The sequence below is a fragment of the Kitasatospora sp. NPDC098663 genome, from assembly GCF_044760075.1.
GTDB lineage: Bacteria > Actinomycetota > Actinomycetes > Streptomycetales > Streptomycetaceae > Kitasatospora.
Window position 1 is genome coordinate 110809 of sequence record NZ_JBIWAP010000018.1, and the last position, 21272, is coordinate 132080.

Below are 21272 nucleotides of genomic sequence, written 5' to 3' on the forward strand. Positions count from 1 at the left end.
CGCGGCGGGGGTGCGGCGCGCTGGGGCCGACCGCCGGGTTCTTCGGGGGGATAACCCCCGACCTGCGTCGATGCGGGCTCCGCCCGGTGGGTCAGAGCGCGGCGGCGCGGTGCGTCGGGCGGCCGTCCAGGACGGTGAGCAGCACGGGGACGTCCGGCAGTTCGGTGGCGGGGGTGGTGAGCGGGTCGGCGGCCAGGACGGTGAGGTCGGCGCGCTGCCCGACGGCGATCCGGCCGGCCCGCTCCTCCTCCCCGGCCGCGTGCGCGGCGTTGACGGTCATCGCCCGCAGCGCCTCCAGGGCGGTGAGCGCCTGCCCGGGGTGGTGCGGCGGCTGGGTCAGGTCGCGGCTCGGGCGGCGGTGGCGGGCGCCGGCCAGCACGCCGAGCGGCGGGTACGGGGCGATCGGCCAGTCCGAGCCGAGCACGACGGTGGCGCCCGCGTCCCACAGGTCGCGGCAGCGCCAGGCACGGTCTGCGCGCTCCTCGCCGAGGCGGCGGGACCAGTTGTCGGTGTGGTCGGCCCGGGTGAAGTCGCAGCAGTGGGTGGGCTGCATGGAGGCGATCACGCCCAGTTCGGCGAAGCGCCGCACGACGGAGTCCGGGACGGTCTCGATGTGTTCGATCCGGTGCCGGACGGTACGCGCCCCGGCGGCCGTCTCCGGGCCTTGCGCCGAGGCCACGGCGTCGAGCGCGTGGCGGACGGCGGCGTCGCCGATGGCGTGGGTGGCGGTCGGCACGCCGGCGCGGTGCAGGTGCGCGATGACGCGGGTGTACTGCGCCGGGTCGGGCCAGAACGCGTGGGTGGACTCGCCGTGGCAGTCCGGGCGTTCCAGCCAGGCGGTGCCGTTGTCGATGGTGCCGTCCATGAACAGCTTGACGCCGTCGACCTGCCAGAGCCGGCCGCCCCGGTGCTGCTGTTCGACGAGGGCGCGCAGCCCGTCCGCGTCCACGCCGGGTTGGCACCAGGGGGCGACCCGCAGCCGCAGCGGCAGGTCGCCCGCCTCGTCGAGTTCGGTGTAGAGGTCGAGGCTGTCGCCGTTCGCGTCCATCGCGTGTCCGCCGGTGAGGCCGGTGGCGGCCATGGCGGCGAGCGCGGCGGCCAGGCGGGCGCGGCGTTCGGCCCGGGTGGGCTGCGGGGCGGCACGTTCGACCAGTTCGCAGGCGGCGTCCTCCAGCAGCAGGCCGGTGGGACGCCCGACCGCGTCGCAGACCACCTCGGCGGCCTGGGCGAAGCTGCGCGGGCCGTCGACGCCGGCGAGTTCCAGGGCGCGCGGGCTGGCGAGCATGGAGTGGGCGTCGAAGAGCTGGAGCAGCGCCGGGACGCCGTCGAGGACGGGCGCGAGCGCGGCGGATTCCACCGGCCGGTCGCCGAAGACGTTCGGGTCCAGGCCCCAGGCGTGCAGCCAGGCGCCGGGGGCGAGGGTGCGGACCTCGGCGGCGAGGGCGGCGCGGACATCGGCGAGGTCGGTGCAGCCGGAGAGGTCGAGGCCGTGGGTGAGTTCGGCGCCGGTGACCGGGTGCAGGTGCCCGTCGACCAGCCCGGGGGTGACGACGGCGCCCTTCAGGTCGACCACCGTGGTGGCGGCGTCGGCGAGTCGGCGGATCTCGCGGTCGTCGCCGAGGGCGGCGATCCGGCCGTCGGCGACGGCCAGGGCGGTCTGCGGGAGGGGGCCGCCGGTCGCCGGGTCGAGCAGGCGGGCGGACAGGAGGACGAGGGACGTGCGCACATCGACTCCAGCGGTGTTGCGGGGTGGGGGAGTTGTGAGGTGGAGGGGTCAGTCTTTCCAGGTGAGGGAGCCGCTGGGCAGGCCGAGTTCACGTTCGGCGGTGACCACGGCGAGCCGGGTGACGGCGGAAGGGTGGTCGCGCAGGCCGGTGTTGGCGTGGGCGGCGAGACCGTCGATCACGACCAGGATCTGAAGGGCCGCCACATCGGCGTCCTCGGTGCGGAACTCGCCCTGGGTGGCGCCCGCCTCGATGACGCCGCCGAGCCGTCCGCGCCAGCCGGCCTGCTGCTCCAGGACCCGGCCGCGCAGGACGGGCCGGTAGCGGCTGAGGTGGCGGGCGTTGATCCAGAGCCGGCTCATGTCGTCGTAGGCCGGCCCGGTGGCGCGGGCGAAGAACCGTGCGAGGTGGTGCAGCGGCGACCCGTCGTGCGGGTCGGCGGGCAGCAGCGTCTCCAGTTCGGCGGTGGCGGCGCTGCCGAAGGCCTCGGCGACGAGGTCCTCGACGGCGGGGAAGTAGTGGCTGATCAGACCGGGTCGGACGTCGAGCTGCTCGGCGATCCTGCGCAGCGTGATGCACTCCAGGCCCTCGGTGAGGGCGACGGCGGCCGCCGCCTCGACGATCTCCGCCCGCCGGTCGTCGGCGGATTTGCGGACCCGTTTGCGCTGAACGCTTGACGTCATGTGCCGGATGCTATTGAGTGTGCGACCAATAAGCAAGCAGGTGGGCACGACACCCCCACGGAGGGCCCCCAATGGCGTCCACGCTCCCGGACCACCCCCACCCCGACACCCGCGCCGCCGCGCCGCTCCAGCAGGAGCGGGCCGGCCGGGTCGAGGTCCACGGCATCGACCACATCCCCGAGACCGAACGGCGCGGCCGCGCCCGCGAACTCTTCCCCGTCTGGGCGGCGGCCAGCGTCAACTACCTCAACCTGGTCGTCGGCGGCACCCTCGTCCTGGCCGGGCTCGACCTGCCCCAGGCGTTCGCGGTGGTCGTCGTCGGCAACCTGTTCTGGCTGGGCACCGGCCTGCTGGCGGTCTCCGGACCGGCCGCGGGCGCGCCCAGCGAGGTCATCACCCGCGCCATGTACGGCGTCCTCGGCAACCGCGTGAACAACGCCGTCACCGGCTGGATGATCTCCGTCTGCTACTTCGCGCTCAACCTCGCCGCGGCCGCCGTCGCCGCGTTCTCGCTCGCCGAGCAGGCCGGGATCACCCCGACCACCCCGATCAAGATCGCCATCGTGGTGGCCATCGTCGTGGTGACGCTCACCATCAGCGTCTACGGCCACGCCGCGATCCTCCGGCTCTACCTGCCGATCACCTTGGTGCTCGCCGCCGCCTTCGCCGTCGTCGGGTACGCGGTGCTCCGGCACGCCGACTTCGGCTACACGCCCGCCGAACCGCTCTCCGGCGCCCGCCTGTGGTCCGCCGTCCTGGCCGGCGTCACCCTGATCGCCTCCGGCCCGCTGTCCTACACCACCAGCGCCGACTTCTCCCGCTACCTCCCGCACACCACCTCCCCCCGTGCCGTCCTCGGCTGGACCGCCCTCGGCGGCTTCCTGCCCAGCGTCGCGGTCGGCGGGCTGGGCGTACTCGCCGCCGGCGCCGTCGACATGACGGACCCGCAGGCCGCCCTCCAGCGGATCCTGCCCGGCTGGTTCGACCCGGTCTTCCTGCTCGCCCTGGTCGTCGGCACGATCGCGGTCAACGCGCTCACCGCCTACAGCGCCGGCCTCGCCCTGCAAGCCGTCGGCATCCGGATCCGCCGCACGCTCAGCGTGCTCGTCGACGGCACCGTCGCCGTCTGCCTCACGCTGTACGCGCTGCTGGTCTCCAACTTCCTCGACACCGTCAGCAACGTGCTCCAGCTGACCGTCGTCCTGCTCGGTCCCAGCACCGCGATCTACGCCACCGACATCCTGCTGCGCCGCAACCGCTACGACGGCCGCGCGCTCACGGACGAGAGCCCGGGCAGCCCCTTCTGGTACCGGGCGGGCGTCAACCCGGCCGGCGCGCTCGCCCTCGCGGCCGGGGTGGCCGGCGCCGCGCTCTGCGTGGACACCCTCTACACCGGGCCGGTGGCCGCGCTCGTCGGCGCGGACCTCGCGCTGCCGGTCGGCATGGTCGTCGCGGCGGCGGTGTACGCGGTGCTGGTGCGGGGGACACCGGGGCGTCGGGGTGTCTGAGTGCCTGAGCGCCTGAGCGCGGCCACCCGGCGGCCCCGGCGAACTGCCCCGCCTCCGAAGGGCGCTGAGGGCGCCCGGCCGGGGCGCCACCGGGGACCGGTCAGCAGTATCAGTGTCAGTGGCGTCCGTTAGGGTGCGGACCGGCGGCCCGGCCACGCGGGCCGGCCGCGAGGTGAGGGGGCGTCATGACGGACGGTACCAAGAGGGCGGGGGGCGAGGAGGGCATCCGGTGGCTCGCGGACGCCGGGTGCTCCGTCGACGGCGTCCTGTTCGCCCGGGGGATACCGCCGCAGGAGCTCGCCCGCCGGATGGGCGCCGATCCGGCCGCCGCGGCCGGGCCGCTCAGCGGCACCGAGGTGTGGGACCTCGACATCGAGGTGTTCCGCCCGAGCGACGACGGCGACGGCGTGATCCGGGTCGGCGAGTCCGGTGACTGGTCCTTCGCGGTCGAGTACGGCGACTCCACCGGCGGCGAACGGCTCACCGAGATAGCGCGCGACGGGGTCGAGGTGGTCCACTTCCGCCCGATGCCGGACCACCCGCCCGCGCTGCTCGACTACGCCCGCGACGGCGCCGTGCTGTGCGGGTTCGGTCTCGCCGAGGAGCGCTGGCGCTGGGGCCGGGAGCCCGACCTGCTCGTCCCCGAGCTGGTCGCCGCGGGTGTCCTGGAGTCCGACGGGATCACCCGCGGCCCCGGGGGCGAGCCGCCCGCGGCCGTCCGCCGCCGCACCCTCGGCGTGGTCGGGCGGCGGTTCGGGCTGAGCCTGCCCCGGGCCGTCCTCGGCGAGCTGCGGCTGCCGGCGTACGCGGTGCGGGGCAGGCCGGGGATGGAGCCGCAGGGCCGTTGAGCCCGACCGGCCCCGGGCCCGCCCGGGCCGCGGGCCGGACGTTTTGGATGCCCCGGACGCGTGTTCAGTCGGAACGTGGCCTGGTCCGGCCGGCCCGGGCCTCCAGGTAGCGCCGCTCGGCGAGGCTGGCGGTGGCCTTCGCGGCGCGCCGGTAGTGCTCGTGGGCGCCGGCCGGGTCGCCGGCCTTCTCCAGCAGGTGCGCCCGGACGGACAGCAGCCGGTGGTGCCCGGCCATCCGCCCGTCACCGTCCAGAGCGGACAGCAGGGCCAGTCCGGCGGCCGGGCCGTCGGTCTCGGCGAGGGCGACCGCCCGGTTGAGGGTGACCATCGGGTTGGGTGCGATCCGTTCCAGGATCAGGTAGAGGGCGTGCACCTGGGGCCAGTCGGTCTCCTCGGCGGTGGCCGCGTCGGCGTGCGTGGCCGCGATGGCGGCCTGCAACTGGTAGGGCCCCAGGGTCGGGCCGGCCAGCGCCGCCTCGACGAGCCCGACGCCCTCGTCGATCAGCGCGCGGTCCCAGGCCTTGCGGTCCTGCTCGTCCAGCGGCACCAGGTCGCCGGCCGGGGTGGTCCGCGCCTCCCGGCGGGCGTGGGTCAGCAGCATCAGTGCGAGCAGCCCGGTCACCTCGTCGTCCCGGGGCAGCTGCGCGTGCACCGTCCTGGTCAACCGGATGGCCTCGCGCGCGAGGTCGGGGCGGTGCAACTCCGGTCCGGAGGTGGCGGTGTAGCCCTCGTTGAAGATCAGGTAGAGCACGTGCAGCACGACCCGCAGCCGTTCCTCGCGCTCCGCGCCGTCCGGCAGGGCGAACGAGCTGCCGGCGGCCCTGATGCGCTGCTTGGCCCGGCTGATCCTGGCCGCCATGGTGGCCTCCGGCACCAGGAACGCGCGGGCGATCTCGGCGGTGGTCAGACCGCCGACCGCCCGCAGCGTCAGGGCGGTCCGGGAGGCCGCGGTGAGCGTCGGATGGCAGCACAGGAACAGCAGGACGAGCGTGTCGTCGGTGTCCGGCACCTCCGGCGGCACCACCTCGGCGGCCGTCGCCGACTCCCGTTCGCGGCGCGCGCGGTCGCGGCGCAGCTGGTCGATGAGCCGCCGGGCGGCGACGGTCACCAGCCAGCCGTGCGGATTGTCGGGCCTGCCCTCGGACGGCCACTGCACGGTGGCGGCGAGGACGGCCTCCTGGACGGCGTCCTCGCACCCTTCGAACCGGCCGTACCGGCGAACCAGGGTGCCGAGGACCTGCGGCGTGAGCGCACGCAGCAGGTCCTCGAAATCCGGTGCTGTCATGCCTCCAAGTGTCCGTCGGCGAACATCACCTGCCGCACCTCGACCCCCAGGCCCTCGATCGCGGTGTCCGGGATCAGCGCCGCCAGCTCGATCGCCCGCTCCTTGTCCTCGCAGTCGATCAGGTAGAAGCCGCCCAGGTACTCCTTGGCCTCCAGGAACGGGCCGTCGGTCACCACCGGCTGGCCGTTGCGCACGGTCACCACGGCGGCCTGGGCCGGATCGGCCAGTGCCTGGGTGGTGATCAGCTCGCCGGACGCCTTCAGCGCCTCGATGAACTCGCCGTGGCCGTGGCCGATCGCCGCCTTCTCCTCGTCGGTCAGCGCGTCCATCACGGCCGGGTTGATGTGCAGGCTGATCAGGAACTTCATCTCGTGCTCCTCGTGGTTCGCGGGCCCGGCTGGGCTCCTCGACCGGTGGTCGGAGCCGTCGCCGCGGTCTTGACGTCCTCCGCCGGACGTTCGGAGGAATCCTCGCGGCCGCATCGCCACCCCGCACCCCGCACCCCGCACCCCGCACCCCACATCTCCGCATGGCCCGTACCGGGAGGGCCGGGGCCGGGAACAGTCCCGCCATCGCCCGGGAGTGCGATGGTCACGTCACATCGGGCGCCGCTACTGTGACCCGGTGGCGGAGCGTCACATGGAGCGGGTGGGCCGTCCCGGCCCGGTCCCGTCAGGAGGGGCAGTCATGAAAAGCACTCGTCGTGTGTTCGGAGCGGTGCTCGCGGCCGCCGCCCTGGCCGCCTGCGCCCCGTCGGCGTCGCCCGCCGCGGCCTCGATCGCCGCGCCGGCCGCCTCGGGGTCCGAGGCAGCGAGGGGAGCCGCGTCGGCCGCGGTGGCGAGCGGGAAGGCGGCCTGGACCGGCCAGTTCCGCGGCTACGGGACGGACCAGTGGAAGCACGTCTGGGGCGCGGTCGGCCAGGGGACGTGGGGCGGCTCGGACCTGAGCGCGGTCGACGACCCGGCCGCTCCCGGGGGCGGCTCGGCGCTCCAGGTCACCTACGGCGCCGGGTCCTCCTCCAACCAGTGCACCGACTGCCCGAATCCGGGCGGCGGCCAGTTCTACACGGATCTGACCAGCCTGGGCCTGTCCGCCCTGGCCCAGGGCCGGACGCTGGACCTGAAGTACTCCCTCAAGTTCCCGGCCGGCCGGGACTGGGGCAAGGCGGGGAAGCTGCCCGGGCTGTACGGCGGCAAGATCGGCGAGGAGTCGGGCGGCAACCACGGCGCGGGCTGGTCGACGCGCTACATGTGGCGCGGCGCCAAGGGCGTGCCGGACAACGGCGAGGTCTACCTCTACACCCCGACCAACTCCGGCCCGACCGGCTACGGGGTCGACGAGGGGCTCGGTGACTGGCGCTTCCAGGCCGACGGCGCGTGGCACAGCGTCGAGCAGCTGGTCGACCGCGGCACCGGGGACGTCACCGTCTGGTACGACGGCCGCCAGGTCTACGCGGCGCGCGGGGTGGCCTCGGGCATCGGCGGGATCCCCTTCGGCGGCGTGTTCTTCTCCACCTTCTACGGTGGGCACGACACCAGTTGGGGCCCGGCGAGCACCCAGCGCGCCTACTTCGCGGACTTCTCGCTGTCCTCCGGCGTCCAGCACTGACCGTCAGCCGGCCGTCGCCGTCACGGTGAGGGCCGGTTCGCCGTACGGGGAGGAGGTTCGGGTCCTTCAGGTCCGCACACGGTGTGCGGGTTTCCGTCTACCGCATGAACCGCCCTGATCCGAAACGGATTTGACGGTGAAACACGCGCAAGACATCAGCTTCCGACGTGCGGAGACCGCCCCCCTTGTATTCGGGGGCGGTCTCCGGCATCGCCAGGGGGGCCGGCGAAGCGTCAGTGCTTGTCGATGAAGCCGGTTCAGGCCACGAGTGCGGCGTTGCGCAGCCGGGCGGCGGAGCGGGCCAGGAAGAACGCCGCGAGCAGGGCGGGGCAGAAGCCCACCACGCAGGCGGCGAGGACGGCGGCCGCGGTCAGGCCGACCGGGGACGCGACGGCGGCGACGACGGCGGCCAGCGGAGTGAGCAGGAGGGGGGAGAGCAGCAGCAGGGCCGCCAGCCGCTTCTCCCGGCGGCTCCACTGCGTGGACCGCCAGACCCTGCTCGCGGCGATGACGGCGGCGGCCAGCGCGAGCGGGGGCCCGATGACCGGGACGAACGACAGCGGAACCGGCAGCACCGCGAAGACCAGGGTGCGGACGGTGCGGCCGCGGCTCTCCGGCTCCGGTCGGGTGCCGCCCACCTCGTCGAGCGCGGCGTCGGCGATCTGCCGGGGGCTGCCCAGCTGCTCCAGGACCCGCCGGACGGCGGCCTCGTCGGCGGGGTCGCTCTCGGCGAGCGAGACCTCGACGTGCTCGCGCAGGTCCGCGAGCAGTTCGCGGCGGCGCTGCTCGGGCAGCGGGGCGGTGTACCGGGCGACCGCGTCCAGGTGGGCGCGGACCAGGGGGTGCTCGATGGGGTTGTTCACGGGTTCTCTCCCGGGGCCAGGACGTGGTCGACGGTTTCGCGGAAGGCGGGCCACAGCGTGGTGAACTCCTCCAGTGCGCTGCGGCCGGCGTCGGTGAGCGTGTAGTACCGGCGGGACGGGCCGCTGGCCGAGTCGCGCAGGAAGGTGTCGGCGAGGCCGGCCCGGCGCAGCCGGGACAGCAGGGGGTAGATGGTGCCCTGGCTGGTCGCCAGCATCGGGAACCGGCCGAGCTCCTGCAGCAGTTCCACCCCGTACCGGGGGCCGTCCCGCAGCAGCGCCAGGACGCAGTACTCCAGTACGCCCTTGCGCAGCTGCGTCGCCACCGGTCCGTCGGCCGTACCGGCGTCGCCGTCGTGGTGTGTGATGCCAGGTACCATGCGATGCAAGATAGCATGCGACGCCAGGTAGTGGGCGATCCGGACGAGGGCCGCAGGAGCACCTCACCCGGACGGCGGGTGGCAGCCGGACCGGCGCACGCCCCCCGGCGGGGCCTTCCGACGGGCGTGACCGCCTGGCCACCCCTAGGGTCTGTGATGCGTTGACCGTGCCGAGCGCCGGGGCGCACGCCGCCCCGCCGTCTGCCGGGGCGCGCCCGGCAACCCGAGAGGTGGACCGCTCCATGCACACCGTCGTCCGCGGCGCCGGCGCTTTCGGCCTGGCCGTGCTGCTGCTCGCTTCCGCCGCCGGCTGCCAGGGCGACGCCCGCTCCGCCGTCGAGCCCGCACCGACCTCCCCGGCCTCCCCGCCCGGCTCACCCGCTTCGCCCGCCGCGTCCGCGACCGGACTCGCGGCCCAGCGGCTCGACTGGCAGGCCTGCTCGGCCCCCAGCCCCGCGCAGGGCAGCGGCACCGCGCCCGCCGGTGACTGGCAGTGCGCCACCCTCAAGGCGCCGCTCGACCACGGCAAGCCGGACGGCCCGACCATCGACCTGGCCATGATCCGGAGCCGGGCGAAGGACGAGAAGCACCGGATCGGCTCGCTGCTGTTCAACTTCGGCGGCCCCGGCGCCTCCGGCGTCGCCACGCTGCCCTCCCTCGCCGCCGACTACGCCTCCCTCAACGCCCGCTACGACCTGGTGAGCTTCGACCCCCGCGGGGTCGGCGCCAGCGCCGGGGTGAGCTGCCTGGACGACAAGGCGATGGACGCCAGCCTGGAGATCGACAACACCCCCGGGACCCCCGACGCGGTGAAGGCGCTGGACGCCAGCAACGCGCAGTTCACCGCCGCCTGCGAGCACAACTCCGGTCCGGTGCTGCCCTACGTGGACACCGAGAGCGCCGCCCGCGACCTCGACCTGATGCGGCAGGTGCTCGGCGACGAGAAGCTCTACTACTTCGGCATCAGCTACGGCACCCAGCTCGGCGGCGTCTACGCGCACCTGTTCCCGCAGGAGGTCGGCCGGATCGTCCTGGACTCGGTCGTCGACCCGACGAAGGACCCGCAGCAGGCCGCGCTCGGCCAGGCCCAGGGCTTCCAGCTCGCGTTCGACAACTTCATGAAGGCCTGCGCCGCCGAGGAGGCCGCCGCCTGCCCGACGGGTGCCGGCGGCGTCGAGGGCACGGCGGCGGTCACGGCGCTGCTGCAGAAGCTGGAGCAGTCCCCGCTGCCCACCACCGGCGGGCGGCAGCTCACCGAGACCCTGGCCGTCACCGGCATCGCCGCGGCCCTGTACAGCGAGGAGACCTGGCCCGTCCTGGCCGCCGGGCTCACCGAGGCGATGCAGCAGGGCACCGGCAACACCCTGCTCGAACTCTCCGACGCGATGTTCGGGCGCGACCCGCAGGGGCGCTACACCAACCTGAGCGCCGCCAACCGGGCGATCAACTGCGTGGACGCCCGGCAGCGCTACTCCGACCAGGACGTCGAACAGCAACTGCCGCAGTTCCGCGACGCCTCCCCGGTGTTCGGCCCCTACTCCGCCTGGGGCCTGACGAGCTGCACCGGCTGGCCGGTGCCGGGCAAGGCCGACCACCCGGACGTCTCCGCCGCCGGCGCGGCCCCGATCCTGGTGGTCGGCACCACCGGAGACCCGGCCACCCCGGTCGAGGGCGCCCACGCGATGGCGCAGCAGCTCGGCCCGGGCGTCGGCGTCAGCGTCACCCTCCAGGGCGAGGGCCACGGCGGCTACAACACCGGCGACCCGTGCCTGAAGCAGGCCGTGGACGCCTACCTGCTGGACGGCACCGTGCCGGCCGACGGGAAGACCTGCAGCTGAGAAGTGGCCCACCACGACGGTGATCGATTGGCCCTGGAAGGTGGTCCACTCGGCGCCTAGGCTCTTCACCGTGACCACCAAAGTCGATTTCTACTTCGATCCGATCTGCCCGTTCGCCTGGATCACCTCCCGGTGGATCCTGGAGGTCGAGCGCCACCGCGAGCTCGACCTCACCTTCCGGGTGATGAGCCTGTCCGTCCTCAACGAGGGCCGCACCGACCTGCCCGAGCGCTACCAGCGCCTGATGACCACCGGCTGGGGCCCCGTCCGGGTCTGCATCGCCGCCGCCGAACAGCACGGCGAGCACGTGCTGCGCGACCTGTACACCGAACTCGGCACCCGCCTGCACGACCAGGACCGGCCCGCCGACGACGCCGTCATCCGGGAGGCCCTGGTCGCGGCCGGGCTGCCGGAGGAACTCGCCGCCGCGGCCGACAGCACGGCGTACGACGTCGCGCTGCGCAAGAGCCACCACGAGGGCATGGACCCGGTCGGCGAGGAGGTCGGCACACCGACCATCCACGTCGACGGCGTCGCCTTCTTCGGCCCGGTGCTGACCGCCATCCCGCGCGGCGAGGACGCCGTCCGGGTCTTCGACGGGGTGCGGCTGCTGGCCGGCTACCCGAACTTCTTCGAGCTCAAGCGGACCCGGACCGGCTCGCTCGACTTCTCCTGACGGCCCCGGCCGGCCCCCGCGCCGGGGCCGGCCGGTTCGTCCTGGACCTCCCGTCCGGGCCCTTCTCGCCCCACCATGGAGAGGAAGGCCCGGCGACGGAGAGGCGGTGAGCGTGGATGATCACCCGAGTCCGGCTGCGCGCCGCCCGCCACCCCGCGACCCCGCCGCCCCCGGGCGGGGGCCCCGGGCGGCCCCGCACCCCCGGCGGCCCGCCGCCCAAGCCGCCTGCGCCCGCGATGCGCCGCTGGCTGCTGCCCGTCGCCGTCCTGGTGACCCTGCTGCTGCTCATCCTGTTCTCGCGCTCCGGCTCGACCGGCGCCACCTACGGCTACACCGACTTCCTCAACCGGGTCGGCGCCGGCCAGGTGCGGACCGTGGACATCACCGACACCGGCGGGGTCACCGGCACCCTCAAGGACGGCACGCACTTCACCAGCCAGATCCCGACCGCCCTGGACACCTCCCAGCTCAGCGGCGAGCTGGCCGGCCAGCACGTCGACATCACCGCCAGCCGCGGCGGCGGCAGCTCGATCTGGTCGACGCTGCTGCTGTTCCTGCCGCTGCTGCTCTTCGGCGGGCTGTTCCTGTGGTCCGGCCGGATGGCCGCCCGCTCGCTCGGCGGCGGCCTGAGCGCCATCGGCCGCTCCCGCGCCAAGATCATCGAGGCCGAGCGGCCCGCCACCCGCTTCGCCGACGTCGCCGGGTACGAGGGCGTCAAGCAGGAGGTCAGCGAGGTGGTCGACTTCCTGCGCAGCCCCGAACGCTACGCCGCCGCCGGCGCCAAGGGCCCGCGCGGGGTGATCATGGTCGGCCCGCCCGGCACCGGAAAGACCCTGCTCGCCCGGGCCGTCGCCGGGGAGGCCGAGGTGCCCTTCCTCTCCGTGACCGGCTCCGGCTTCGTCGAGATGTTCGTCGGCGTCGGCGCCTCCCGCGTCCGCGACCTCTTCGACGAGGCCCGCAAACGCGCGCCGTCCATCATCTTCATCGACGAGATCGACGCCGTCGGCGGCCGCCGCGCGGGCGGCACCCGGCTCGGCGGCAACGACGAGCGCGAGCAGACCCTCAACCAGCTGCTCTCCGAGATGGACGGCTTCGACCCGACCACCGGCATCGTCGTCATCGCCGCCACCAACCGCCCGGACGCCCTCGACCCGGCCCTGCTGCGCCCCGGCCGGTTCGACCGCCAGGTCACCGTCCCGCTGCCCAACCAGGCGGAACGGGCCGCGATCCTCGCCGTCCACGTCCGCGGCAAGACCCTCGCCCCCGATGCCGACCTCAACCGCATCGCCCGCGGCACACCGGGCTTCTCCGGTGCCGACCTCGCCAACCTGGTCAACGAGGCCGCCATCAACGCCGTCCGCGCCGACCGCGCCACCCTCACCGCCGACGACCTCGACGCCGCCCGAGACCGCGTCCTGCTCGGCCGCCGGGACTCCTCCAACGCGCTGCTGCCCGAGGAACGCCACGCCGTCGCCGTCCACGAGTCCGGGCACGCCCTGACCGCCGCGCTCTGCGAACACGCCGACCCCGTCGCCAAGGTGACCATCCTCCCGGCCGGCGTCGCCCTCGGCGCGACCGAACAACTCCCCGAAGCGGAACGCCACCTGTACACCGAGGGCTACCTCACCGACCTGATCACCGTCCAGCTCGGCGGGCGGGCGGCCGAGCTGGTGGTCTTCGGCGAGGGCTCCACCGGCGCCGCCAACGACCTCGCCCACGCCACCGGCGTCGCCACCCGGATGGTCCGCGAATTCGGCCTCTCCCCGGAACTCGGCCCGGTCGGCTACTCCAGCGGCTCCCCGAACTACCTCGGCGACGGTCCCGAGGACCTGTTCCGCCGTCCGTACTCCGAGCAGACCCAGCGCGCCGTCGACGAGGCGGTGGCCCGCCTGCTGCGCCGCGCCGAACGCCGCGCCGTCGACCTGCTCCGCGAACACCGCCACCACCTCGACGAACTGGCCGCCCTGCTGGTCGCCCAGGAGACCGTCGACGGCGCCGTCGTCCTCGACATCCTGCGGCACCCCGCGTAGGCGCCCGCCCCGGCCTGCCGCAGCACCGCCACCACCTCGTCGAACGCTTCGAACCCGCTGGTAGCGTCCTGGGCGGGCACCCACCGTGTCACCTTCACCCGGGAGTCGATATGACCGAACCCCTGTCCGCCGACCTCCAGCGGGAGATCGCCCGTACCCTGCGGGTGGCCCCCGTCCCCAGCCCCGAGCGGGAGGCCGAGCGCCGGGCCGACTTCCTCGCCGACCAGCTCCGGGCGGCCGGCGCCCGCACGCTGGTGCTCGGCATCAGCGGCGGCGTCGACTCCACCACCGCCGGGCGGCTCTGCCAGCTCGCCGTCGACCGGCTGCGTGCCGCCGGACACCCGGCCGAGTTCTGCGCCATGCGGCTGCCCTACGGCACCCAGGCGGACGAGGCGGACGCCCGCCGCGCGCTCGACTTCATCCGGCCGGACCGGACCCTGACCGTCGACATCAGGCCCGCGACCGACGCCGCCCTCGACGCGCTGACGTCCGCCGGCCTCACCTTCGCCGACCGCTCCCACGAGGACTTCGTCCGCGGCAACGTCAAGGCCCGCCAGCGGATGGTGGCCCAGTACGCGGTCGCGGGCGCCACCGGCGGCCTGGTCGTCGGCACCGACCACGCCGCCGAGGCGGCCGTCGGCTTCTTCACCAAGTACGGCGACGGCGCCGCCGACGTGATGCCCCTGGACGGGCTGACGAAGCGTCAGGTCCGCTCCCTGGCCGAGGCCTTGGGGGCCCCGGTGGACCTCGTCCACAAGACGCCCACCGCCGACCTGGAGAACCTCGCCCCCGGCCGCCCCGACGAGGACGCCCTCGGCGTCCCCTACGAGGCCCTGGACGACTTCCTGGAGGAGCGGCCGGTGAGCGAGGAGGTCTTCCGCACCGTCCTCGGCCACTACCGCCGCACCGAGCACAAGCGCCGCCCGCCCGCCACCCCGGCGTAGGGGCCGGGCGGGGGCGGCGCCGTCGCTGGCCCCGCCGACGACCCGGGCGGGAGCACGGCTACGGTACGGGGAACAGGCGTTCGACATCGAGGGAGGACAGCGTGGACGAGGTGACGTCGCGTCCGGTGGCGTGGGTGGTCGGCGGCCGGGAGGAGGTCAGGGACGACGACTGGGGGAGCGTCGGCGCGGTGATCCGGCTGGACGGCGCGCAGTTCGGTGAGGAGGCGCTGTACGGGCTGGCGGACTTCTCGCACCTGGAGATCGTGTACCACTTCGACCGGGTGCCCGCCGACAAGGTGGAGACCGGGGCCCGGCGCCCGCGCGGCAACCCGGACTGGCCGCTGGTCGGCATCTTCGCCCAGCGCGGCAAGAACCGCCCCAACCGGCTCGGCGTCTCGCGCTGCCGGCTGGTCCGGGTGGACGGCCTGGACCTGCACGTGACCGGGCTGGACGCGGTGGCCGGTACGCCGGTGCTCGACATCAAGCCCTACCTGGCCGAGTTCGGCCCGCGTGGCGAGGTCAGCCAGCCCGCCTGGTCGGCGGAGCTGATGCGCGCCTACTACGACGCCGGGACGAACTGACACCGGGACGAACTGACGCCGAGTCGGCTTCTGGCCGCGTGCCGCTGCGGGGCGGGGCCCCCGCCCCGCAGCCGTACGCCCCGCGGCGGCGGGCCCTACTGCGTCGCGATCCAGTCCGTGACCAGCGTGTCCAGCACTCCCAGCGGCAGGCTGCCGTGCCCGATCAGCTGGTGGTGGAACTCCCGGATGTCGAACCGGCCGCCCAGCGCGGCCTGCGCGCGCTCGCGGTGCCGGACGATCTCCCGGCGGCCGATCAGGTACGCGGTCGCCTGGCCCGGCCAGGCGAGGTAGCGGTCGATCTCGTTGCGGACGTTGGCCTCGGTGGTGGCCGTGTTGTCCCGCATGAAGGCGATCGCCCGCTCTCGGGACCAGCCGTAGTGGTGCAGCCCGGTGTCCACGACCAGGCGCACGGCCCGCAGCGCGTCGAGCGACAGCATGCCGAAACGGGAGAGGTCCGAGCTGTACAGCCCCATCTCGTCCGCGAGCCGCTCGGTGTACAGGCCCCAGCCCTCGACGTGGGCGGTCAGCTGGCCGCTCGGCCGGCGCCGGAACTCCGGCAGGTGGTGCAGCGTCTGGGCGACGGCGATCTGCAGGTGGTGGCCGGGCACGCTCTCGTGGAAGGCGATCGCCTCGTACTCGTACCTGAACCTGGACTGCGGGCGCAGCGTGTTGATCCAGTGGGTGCCGGGCAGGCCGCCCGGGCCCGGCGGCTGGTAGTAGGCCAGCGGCCCGGTCTCCGCCTCGATCGGGTCGATCTCCCGGGTCACGCAGTCGGCGATCGGGTAGGCCCGGAAGTAGTCGGCCGAGGCGCGGCGGGCGCGCTCCAGCGCCGCGTCGACCAGGGCGATGATCTCCCCGGCGCTGTCGAAGCGCAGCGCGCGGTCCTCCCGCAGCGCGGCCAGCACGGCGTCGGGGCCGGTGATGCCGAGCACCTTGCCGCCCAGCTCGGCGAACTCCTCGCGCAGCTGCGCCAGGGTGTCCAGGCCGATCCGGTGGACCTCCTCCGGGGTGAGCCCGGGCCGGGTGTAGCGCGTGACGGCGTCGGCGTAGCCCTCGGCGCCGCCGGGCACGTGGCAGACCCCGGCCCGGTCGTCCGGCCGGGCGTCCGCGGCCAGCCGCTGGGCCAGGCCGGCCCGGTAGCGGGCCACGGCCGGGCGCACGCCGTCGAGGACGATCACCCGGCCCCGGTCGAACTCCGGGCGGCCGTGCAGCGCGCGCAGCACCTGGTCGTCGTCCGGGCCGGCGACCAGGTAGGCGTCGAGCTGGTCGAGGGCGGCGTCGACGCCGCTGCGCAGGGGCGTGCGGCCCTCGGCGGCGGCGTCCAGGTGGAGCTGCAGGGCGGCGTCGAAGTAGCCCGGCAGGCCGGCCAGCCGCTCCAGGTACGCGTCGGCGCCCTCCTGGTCGACGGAGGTCATGGCGAGCGAGGTGAAGGCCTCGTTCTGGGGCGCGGTGATGGTCGCCGAGATGCTGAAGTCACCCAGCCCGTGGGTGATCCGGCCGGTGCCGTTGTCGATCAGCCGCCCGAGCACGCGGTGGGTGACCAGGTCCTCGCCGGCCAGCGCGTCCACCGGGATCGCGGCCAGTCGCGCCCCGAAGCCCGCCAGCGCGTCCCGGTGGCGCAGCGCGGCCGCGCGGGACGGGTCGGGCACCTCGTGGGCGTAGCCCTCGACCCCGCTCAGGGTCGCGTCGAACGGGGCGTGGGCGTTCTCGGCGGCGAAGTACTCCTCGGCCAGGGCGGCGAGTGCGGTGGGGGCGGTGAGCGCGGCGGGTTCGTCGTGGTGCGGTTGGTCGGTCATGCGCGCTCCCCGGTCCGGTGTGGTCAGAGTGACGAGGGTTGCCTGGGCGCCCCGGTGGCGCCGATTATTCGGAGTCGGCGGCGGCGCGGTCAATACGCGGCGCGGGGAAAGGGGTTCTCCCCGGCGCCCGGTGGCGCCGCCGCGACCAGGGCGATCCGACCGTCCAGTGACCCCGCTGACCGGGCTGCCCCTGCTGCCTGTGCCATCCGCCAGCTCCCTGTCCGCACGTCCGCCGACGACTGTGCCGACGCCCGTGGAACGGACGTCGGCACCAGCCCTGCGCAGGGGTCTGACCGTCGGGCCCGGCCGGCGGCCGGAGCGCGCGGGTCAGCCGGCCTTGGCGGCCTTGGCAGCCTTGGCGGCGAGCGCCGCGGCGTCCTTCTCCTGCTTCTCCTTGATCCGGACGGCCTCCTTGCGGACGTCCACCTGGTTGGCGCGCTCGTGCTGCAGCCAGAGCGGGTTCTCGGCCTTGACGGCCTCGATCTGCTCGGTGGTGAGCGCCTCGGTCACGCCGCCGCGGGCCAGGCCGGCGATGGAGACGCCGAGCTTGGCGGCGACCACCGGGCGAGGGTGCGGGCCGTTCTGGCGCAGCTCCTGGAGCCACTGCGGCGGGTCGGCCTGAAGCGCGTTGAGCTCCTCGCGGGAGACCACACCCTCCTGGAAGCCGGTCGGCGCCGCGTCGAGGTAGATCCCCAGCTTCTTGGCGGCGGTGGCCGGCTTCATGGTCTGGCTGGTCTTCTGCTTGAGCGATGTCATGGTGACAAGGGTAAGGGAGTGCGCGGGCGCTCCCGGTCACGGTCGGTAGCCTTGCCCTGTGACAGACATGCAGGTGAACCCGTCCTTCCGGCTCGTGTACGTCCCGGGCGTGACCCCCGGCAAATGGGTCCGGGTGTGGTCCGAGCGGCTCCCGGACGTGCCGCTCGACCTCCTCGCCGTCCCGGCCGGGGACGGCGAGGCGACCCTGCGCGAGGGCACCGCGGACGCCGGACTCGTCCGGCTGCCCGTCGACCGGGACGTGCTCAGCGCGATCCCGCTCTACGCCGAGACCACCGTCGTGGTCTTCCCCAAGGACCACTGGCTCGCGGCCGCCGAGGAGGTCGCGCTCGGCGACCTTGCCGAGGAGGTGGTGTTCCACCCGCTCGACGACACCCTCGGCTGGCCGGGCGGGCTGCCCGGCCGCCCGGCGATCGAGCGCCCGGCGAGCACCGCCGACGCCGTCGAGCTGGTCGCGGCCAACGTCGGCGTGCTGCTGGTGCCGCAGTCGCTGGCCCGGCTGCACCACCGCAAGGACCTCACCTTCCGGCCGGTCGCCGAGGCGCCGCAGTCCCAGGTGGCGCTCGCCTGGCCGGAGGACCGCACGACGGACCTGGTCGAGGAGTTCATCGGCATCGTCCGGGGCCGTACGGTCAACAGCTCGCGCGGGCGCGGCGCCCAGCCGGCGGCGGAGCCGCAGAAGGCCGCGGCGCCGCGCAAGTCGCAGCCGCAGAAGGGCGGTCAGCAGAAGTCCGGCCAGCAGAAGGCGGGCCAGCACAAGGGCGGCCAGCAGAAGGGCCGGCCGAAGCCCGCGGCGGGCGGCCGGGGCGCGGCCGCCGCCAAGCGCGGCAAGCCGAAGCGCCGCTCGTAGGTCCTGTCCCGCTGGAGTCCCGGGTTCGTCCGGGTGCTGGCCGGGGCCCGGCGGGGCGCGTACCGTCGGGCCCGGGCGGTGCCCGCCCCGTCCGGCCGAGGGGTTGAAGGAGCGGGGCCATGTGGCACGACCTGGTGATCGTCCAGATTCCGATCGTGGAGAAGATCCTCCGCACGATCGCGGTCTACGCGCTGATCCTGATCCTGTTCCGGATCGCGGGAAAGCGCGGGCTGGCGGGCCTGAACACCTTCGACATGGTGGTCATCTTCCTGCTGTCCAACGTGGTGCAGAACGCGATCATCGGCAATGACAACAGCCTGCTCGGCGGCGCCATCGGCGCGGTCACCCTGATCGCGGTGAACGCCGCCGTCACCCGCTGGCTGGCCCACGACCCGCGTGCCGCCCGGCTGTTGGAGGGCACCCCGACCACCGTGGTGCGCGACGGCAAGCTCGTCCCGGGCGCGCTGCGCGGGCTGGCGCTGCGCGCGTCCGAGATCGAGCACGCCGTTCGCGTCCAGAACGGCGACTCCATCCGCGACGTCGCGGTCGGGCGGCTGGAGCCCGACGGCCAGTTGGTGATCACCCTCAAGCCCGCCGAGCAGAGCGCCACCCGCGGCGACGTCGAGGACCTGCACCGACGGCTGGAGGCCATCGAGCGGCTGCTCACCACCCTGGCGGCGGACCGGCGCGGCGAGGACTGACCCGGCGGCCACCCCAGAGGTCTGGGATGGGAACGGCCGCACCCGGCCCGGCAGGATCGGCGTAGACCACTTCCGTCCACACTCGCCGGGCCCTTGTCCGGCCGGAGGAACGCATGCTGCGCAGACTCTCCTGGATCCCGGCCCTGACGGCCGTCCTGCTCGCCCTGGTGGCCGGGCCGACGGCCGGTACGGCATCCGCCGCGACCGAACGCGAATTCCTCCAGGGCTACGGGCAGTTGGTGCCGCTGCCGGCCCCGGTGACGCCGGCGCAGCAGTGCGTCGAGCGGCGGCTGTTCCTGGACGCCGGCACGTACGCCTGGAGCTTCAGCACGCCGGGTGGCAACGTGCCGTCCCAGGACGTCCAGCTCTCCTCGGGCTGGTTCCGCTGGACGATCTGCGTGTACCCGCGGGCGTCCGTCTACGGCGCGACCACCTGGCTCGACCCGGAGACCTCCGGCCAGCCGCACCTGGAGCGGACCACCAGCTTCGACGTCACCTTCGCCTACACCTACACGTGGGAGTCCATGCTCTACCGCTGGCAGGGCATCCCCCGCCCGCCGCGTACGTGACGTTCCGTCAGGCATGGCTCCCGTCCGCGCCGCGCGGGGCGGGAGCCCCGGTCACCACCGCCGGCGGGCGAGGGTGGCCGTGAAGGGACGGGGGGACAGCGAGGAACTGCGGGTCGGGCGGACCGGGCGGCCGGGGGTGGGGGTGACGGTCCAGCGGGCCGCGATGGTGGCGATGGCGAGGGCGGCCTCGGTGGTGCCGAACACGTCGCCGATGCAGCGGCGGGGACCGAGGCCGAAGGGGGCGTAGGTGCCGGGGGAGGGGCGGGTGTTGGTGAGCCAGCGGTCGGGGTCGAAGCGGGCGGGGCAGGCGAAGACGTCGGCGCGGCGGTGCAGCAGGTACGGGCTGAACAGGATGGTCGCGCCGGCCGGGACGCGGTGGCCGCCGAGTTCGGCGTCGGCGGCGACGACGCGGCTGAGGATCCACACCGGCGGGTAGAGCCGCAGCGTCTCGGTGACCACCCTGGCGGTGAGCGGCAGGGCGGGCAGGTCCTCGTGGCGGGCGGGGCGGCCGTCGAGCACGGTGTCCAGCTCGGTGTGCAGGCGGTCGCGGACGGCCGGGTGGGCGGCGAGCAGGGTCCAGGCCCAGGAGAGGGTGGCGGCGGTGGTCTCCATGCCGGCGAGCAGGAAGGTGACCACCTGGTCGTGGATCTCGGCGTCGGTGAGCCCCCGCCCGTCCTCGTCGCGGGCGCTGAGCAGCATGGACAGCAGGTCGTTGTGGTCGGTGCCGGCGGCCCGGTAGTCGGCGATCAGCCGCCGGGTGACCTCCTTCAGGTCCTGCTGGGCGCGGCGGAAGCGGCGGTTGCCCGGGGTGGGGATGCGGTCGGCGCCGGGCAGCGGCATCATGACGCGCCGGCCGACGCCGCGGGTGATGACGTCCATGCTGTCGTGGACGGGCAGCGCGCCGGCCCGCTCGTGGGCGGCGAACAGGCAGCGGGCGGTCACCGCGGTGGTGAGGCGGTACATCGCGGCGGGGACGTCGACCACGTCGCCGTCGCTCCAGGAGGCGGTGGTGCCGGCGATCTCCTCGGCCATCATCGCGGCGTAGCCGGGCAACCGGTCGCGGTGGAACGCGGGTTGCAGCATGCGGCGTTGGCGCCGGTGCGCGGCGGCCGGGCAGGTGGCCAGGCCGTCGCCGAAGACCTCGCGGGCCTTGTCGAGGACGAGCCCGCCCTTGTCGTAGGTGCGGTCCTCGGCGAGCAGTTGGCGGACCAGTTCGGGGTGGCAGGCGACGTACGCGTCGAGCGGGCCGAGCCGTAGCCGGACGAGGTCGCCGTGGGCGGGCAGGCCGGCGACGAACTCCAGTGGCCGGCGGACGAAGGCGGGGGCGTGGCCGAGCAGCGGGAGGGCGCCGGGGGCGGTGGCCGAGGTGTACTGGGTGGGCACGGGCGTCACCTTGGAGTTGGGTGGGAGGACCGGATCGGTTCGTGATCCGGCCTTTCCTCGGGGCCGCCGGCGAAACGATCTCCGACCGGCGGGTGGGGGGAACGCGGGGGCGCATGCCGAACGCCCGTGCGCCGTCGGGGTTCGGCGACGGGAGCCGGGGGTGGGGTATCCCCCGGCGCGGCCCCACGCCTACACTGCGAACTCTTGCGCGACTACCGGTCAGTAGGGATTGGG

20 protein-coding genes are annotated in these 21272 nt (G+C 74.5%); 11 read left to right on the forward strand and 9 right to left on the reverse strand.

Annotation, left to right across the window (positions count from 1 at the left end; genetic code table 11):
- Positions 1 to 91: 91 nt before the first annotated feature.
- Positions 92 to 1726, reverse strand: coding sequence for an amidohydrolase (locus tag ACIQVZ_RS20940; protein ID WP_402451910.1), 1635 nt, complete (start codon positions 1724 to 1726; stop codon positions 92 to 94).
- A gap of 48 nt (positions 1727 to 1774) precedes the next feature.
- On the reverse strand, positions 1775 to 2407 hold the full coding sequence (locus ACIQVZ_RS20945) for a TetR/AcrR family transcriptional regulator (RefSeq protein ID WP_402451913.1): 633 nt from the start codon (positions 2405 to 2407) through the stop codon (positions 1775 to 1777).
- A gap of 71 nt (positions 2408 to 2478) precedes the next feature.
- Here ACIQVZ_RS20945 and ACIQVZ_RS20950 point away from each other — a divergent pair, with 71 nt between their 5' ends.
- Positions 2479 to 3915 (forward strand): purine-cytosine permease family protein, encoded by a 1437-nt coding sequence (locus ACIQVZ_RS20950; protein ID WP_402451915.1) that lies wholly within the window; start codon positions 2479 to 2481, stop codon positions 3913 to 3915.
- 185 nt (positions 3916 to 4100) lie between these two features.
- Positions 4101 to 4763, forward strand: a complete 663-nt coding sequence (locus ACIQVZ_RS20955; RefSeq protein WP_402451917.1) for a DUF6461 domain-containing protein — start codon at positions 4101 to 4103, stop codon at positions 4761 to 4763.
- A 64-nt stretch (positions 4764 to 4827) separates the two neighbouring features.
- Here the strand turns inward: ACIQVZ_RS20955 and ACIQVZ_RS20960 are convergent, their stop codons facing one another.
- Together ACIQVZ_RS20960 and ACIQVZ_RS20965 are read right to left on the reverse strand one after the other, a co-directional pair.
- Positions 4828 to 6048 (reverse strand): sigma-70 family RNA polymerase sigma factor, encoded by a 1221-nt coding sequence (locus ACIQVZ_RS20960; protein ID WP_350883942.1) that lies wholly within the window; start codon positions 6046 to 6048, stop codon positions 4828 to 4830.
- Positions 6045 to 6416, reverse strand: a complete 372-nt coding sequence (locus tag ACIQVZ_RS20965; RefSeq protein WP_402451920.1) for a YciI family protein — start codon at positions 6414 to 6416, stop codon at positions 6045 to 6047. Before ACIQVZ_RS20965 ends, ACIQVZ_RS20960 begins: the two co-directional genes overlap by 4 nt.
- Positions 6417 to 6735: 319 nt before the next feature.
- Here ACIQVZ_RS20965 and ACIQVZ_RS20970 point away from each other — a divergent pair, with 319 nt between their 5' ends.
- Positions 6736 to 7656 carry a polysaccharide lyase gene (locus tag ACIQVZ_RS20970; protein WP_402451922.1) on the forward strand — a complete coding sequence of 307 codons (921 nt, stop codon included), beginning with the start codon at positions 6736 to 6738 and terminating at the stop codon, positions 7654 to 7656.
- 257 nt (positions 7657 to 7913) lie between these two features.
- On the opposite strand, the gene ACIQVZ_RS20975 is transcribed toward ACIQVZ_RS20970, so the two are convergent.
- Complete coding sequence (locus tag ACIQVZ_RS20975) at positions 7914 to 8519, reverse strand: HAAS signaling domain-containing protein (RefSeq protein WP_402451924.1); 606 nt, start codon at positions 8517 to 8519, stop codon at positions 7914 to 7916.
- A complete protein-coding gene (locus tag ACIQVZ_RS20980; RefSeq protein WP_350883950.1) occupies positions 8516 to 8896 on the reverse strand; it encodes a PadR family transcriptional regulator in 381 nt (126 codons plus the stop codon). The genes ACIQVZ_RS20975 and ACIQVZ_RS20980 overlap by 4 nt, the downstream gene beginning before the upstream one ends.
- A gap of 242 nt (positions 8897 to 9138) precedes the next feature.
- On the opposite strand from ACIQVZ_RS20980, the gene ACIQVZ_RS20985 reads away from it, so the two are divergent.
- From ACIQVZ_RS20985 to ACIQVZ_RS21005, 5 genes are all read left to right on the forward strand, one after another.
- On the forward strand, positions 9139 to 10734 hold the full coding sequence (locus ACIQVZ_RS20985; RefSeq protein ID WP_402451927.1) for an alpha/beta hydrolase: 1596 nt from the start codon (positions 9139 to 9141) through the stop codon (positions 10732 to 10734).
- Positions 10735 to 10804: 70 nt separating this feature from the next.
- Complete coding sequence (locus ACIQVZ_RS20990) at positions 10805 to 11410, forward strand: DsbA family protein (RefSeq protein WP_350883954.1); 606 nt, start codon at positions 10805 to 10807, stop codon at positions 11408 to 11410.
- Between the two features lie 116 nt (positions 11411 to 11526).
- Entirely contained in the window at positions 11527 to 13440 is a 1914-nt protein-coding gene (gene ftsH, locus ACIQVZ_RS20995) for an ATP-dependent zinc metalloprotease FtsH (protein WP_402451929.1), read from the forward strand.
- 110 nt (positions 13441 to 13550) lie between these two features.
- A complete protein-coding gene (gene nadE / locus ACIQVZ_RS21000; RefSeq protein WP_402451931.1) occupies positions 13551 to 14384 on the forward strand; it encodes an ammonia-dependent NAD(+) synthetase in 834 nt (277 codons plus the stop codon).
- Between the two features lie 110 nt (positions 14385 to 14494).
- Entirely contained in the window at positions 14495 to 14965 is a 471-nt protein-coding gene (locus ACIQVZ_RS21005; RefSeq protein WP_350884046.1) for an SAM-dependent methyltransferase, read from the forward strand.
- 95 nt (positions 14966 to 15060) lie between these two features.
- Here the strand turns inward: ACIQVZ_RS21005 and ACIQVZ_RS21010 are convergent, their stop codons facing one another.
- Together ACIQVZ_RS21010 and ACIQVZ_RS21015 are read right to left on the reverse strand one after the other, a co-directional pair.
- Positions 15061 to 16761 carry a DUF885 domain-containing protein gene (locus ACIQVZ_RS21010; RefSeq protein ID WP_402451933.1) on the reverse strand — a complete coding sequence of 567 codons (1701 nt, stop codon included), beginning with the start codon at positions 16759 to 16761 and terminating at the stop codon, positions 15061 to 15063.
- Between the two features lie 327 nt (positions 16762 to 17088).
- Complete coding sequence (locus tag ACIQVZ_RS21015) at positions 17089 to 17517, reverse strand: DUF5997 family protein (protein WP_350883962.1); 429 nt, start codon at positions 17515 to 17517, stop codon at positions 17089 to 17091.
- A gap of 67 nt (positions 17518 to 17584) precedes the next feature.
- On the opposite strand from ACIQVZ_RS21015, the gene ACIQVZ_RS21020 reads away from it, so the two are divergent.
- The 3 genes from ACIQVZ_RS21020 to ACIQVZ_RS21030 all read left to right on the forward strand — a co-directional run bounded on the left by ACIQVZ_RS21020 (position 17585) and on the right by ACIQVZ_RS21030 (position 19655).
- Entirely contained in the window at positions 17585 to 18385 is an 801-nt protein-coding gene (locus tag ACIQVZ_RS21020) for a LysR family substrate-binding domain-containing protein (RefSeq protein ID WP_402452010.1), read from the forward strand.
- 119 nt (positions 18386 to 18504) lie between these two features.
- Positions 18505 to 19086 carry a YetF domain-containing protein gene (locus ACIQVZ_RS21025; protein ID WP_350883966.1) on the forward strand — a complete coding sequence of 194 codons (582 nt, stop codon included), beginning with the start codon at positions 18505 to 18507 and terminating at the stop codon, positions 19084 to 19086.
- A 113-nt stretch (positions 19087 to 19199) separates the two neighbouring features.
- The gene (locus ACIQVZ_RS21030) at positions 19200 to 19655 is read left to right on the forward strand and encodes a hypothetical protein (RefSeq protein WP_350883968.1); all 456 of its coding nucleotides are present in this window, start codon (positions 19200 to 19202) and stop codon (positions 19653 to 19655) included.
- Positions 19656 to 19706: 51 nt separating this feature from the next.
- On the opposite strand, the gene ACIQVZ_RS21035 is transcribed toward ACIQVZ_RS21030, so the two are convergent.
- Positions 19707 to 21038 carry a cytochrome P450 gene (locus ACIQVZ_RS21035; protein WP_402451937.1) on the reverse strand — a complete coding sequence of 444 codons (1332 nt, stop codon included), beginning with the start codon at positions 21036 to 21038 and terminating at the stop codon, positions 19707 to 19709.
- Between the last annotated feature and the right edge of the window lie 234 nt (positions 21039 to 21272).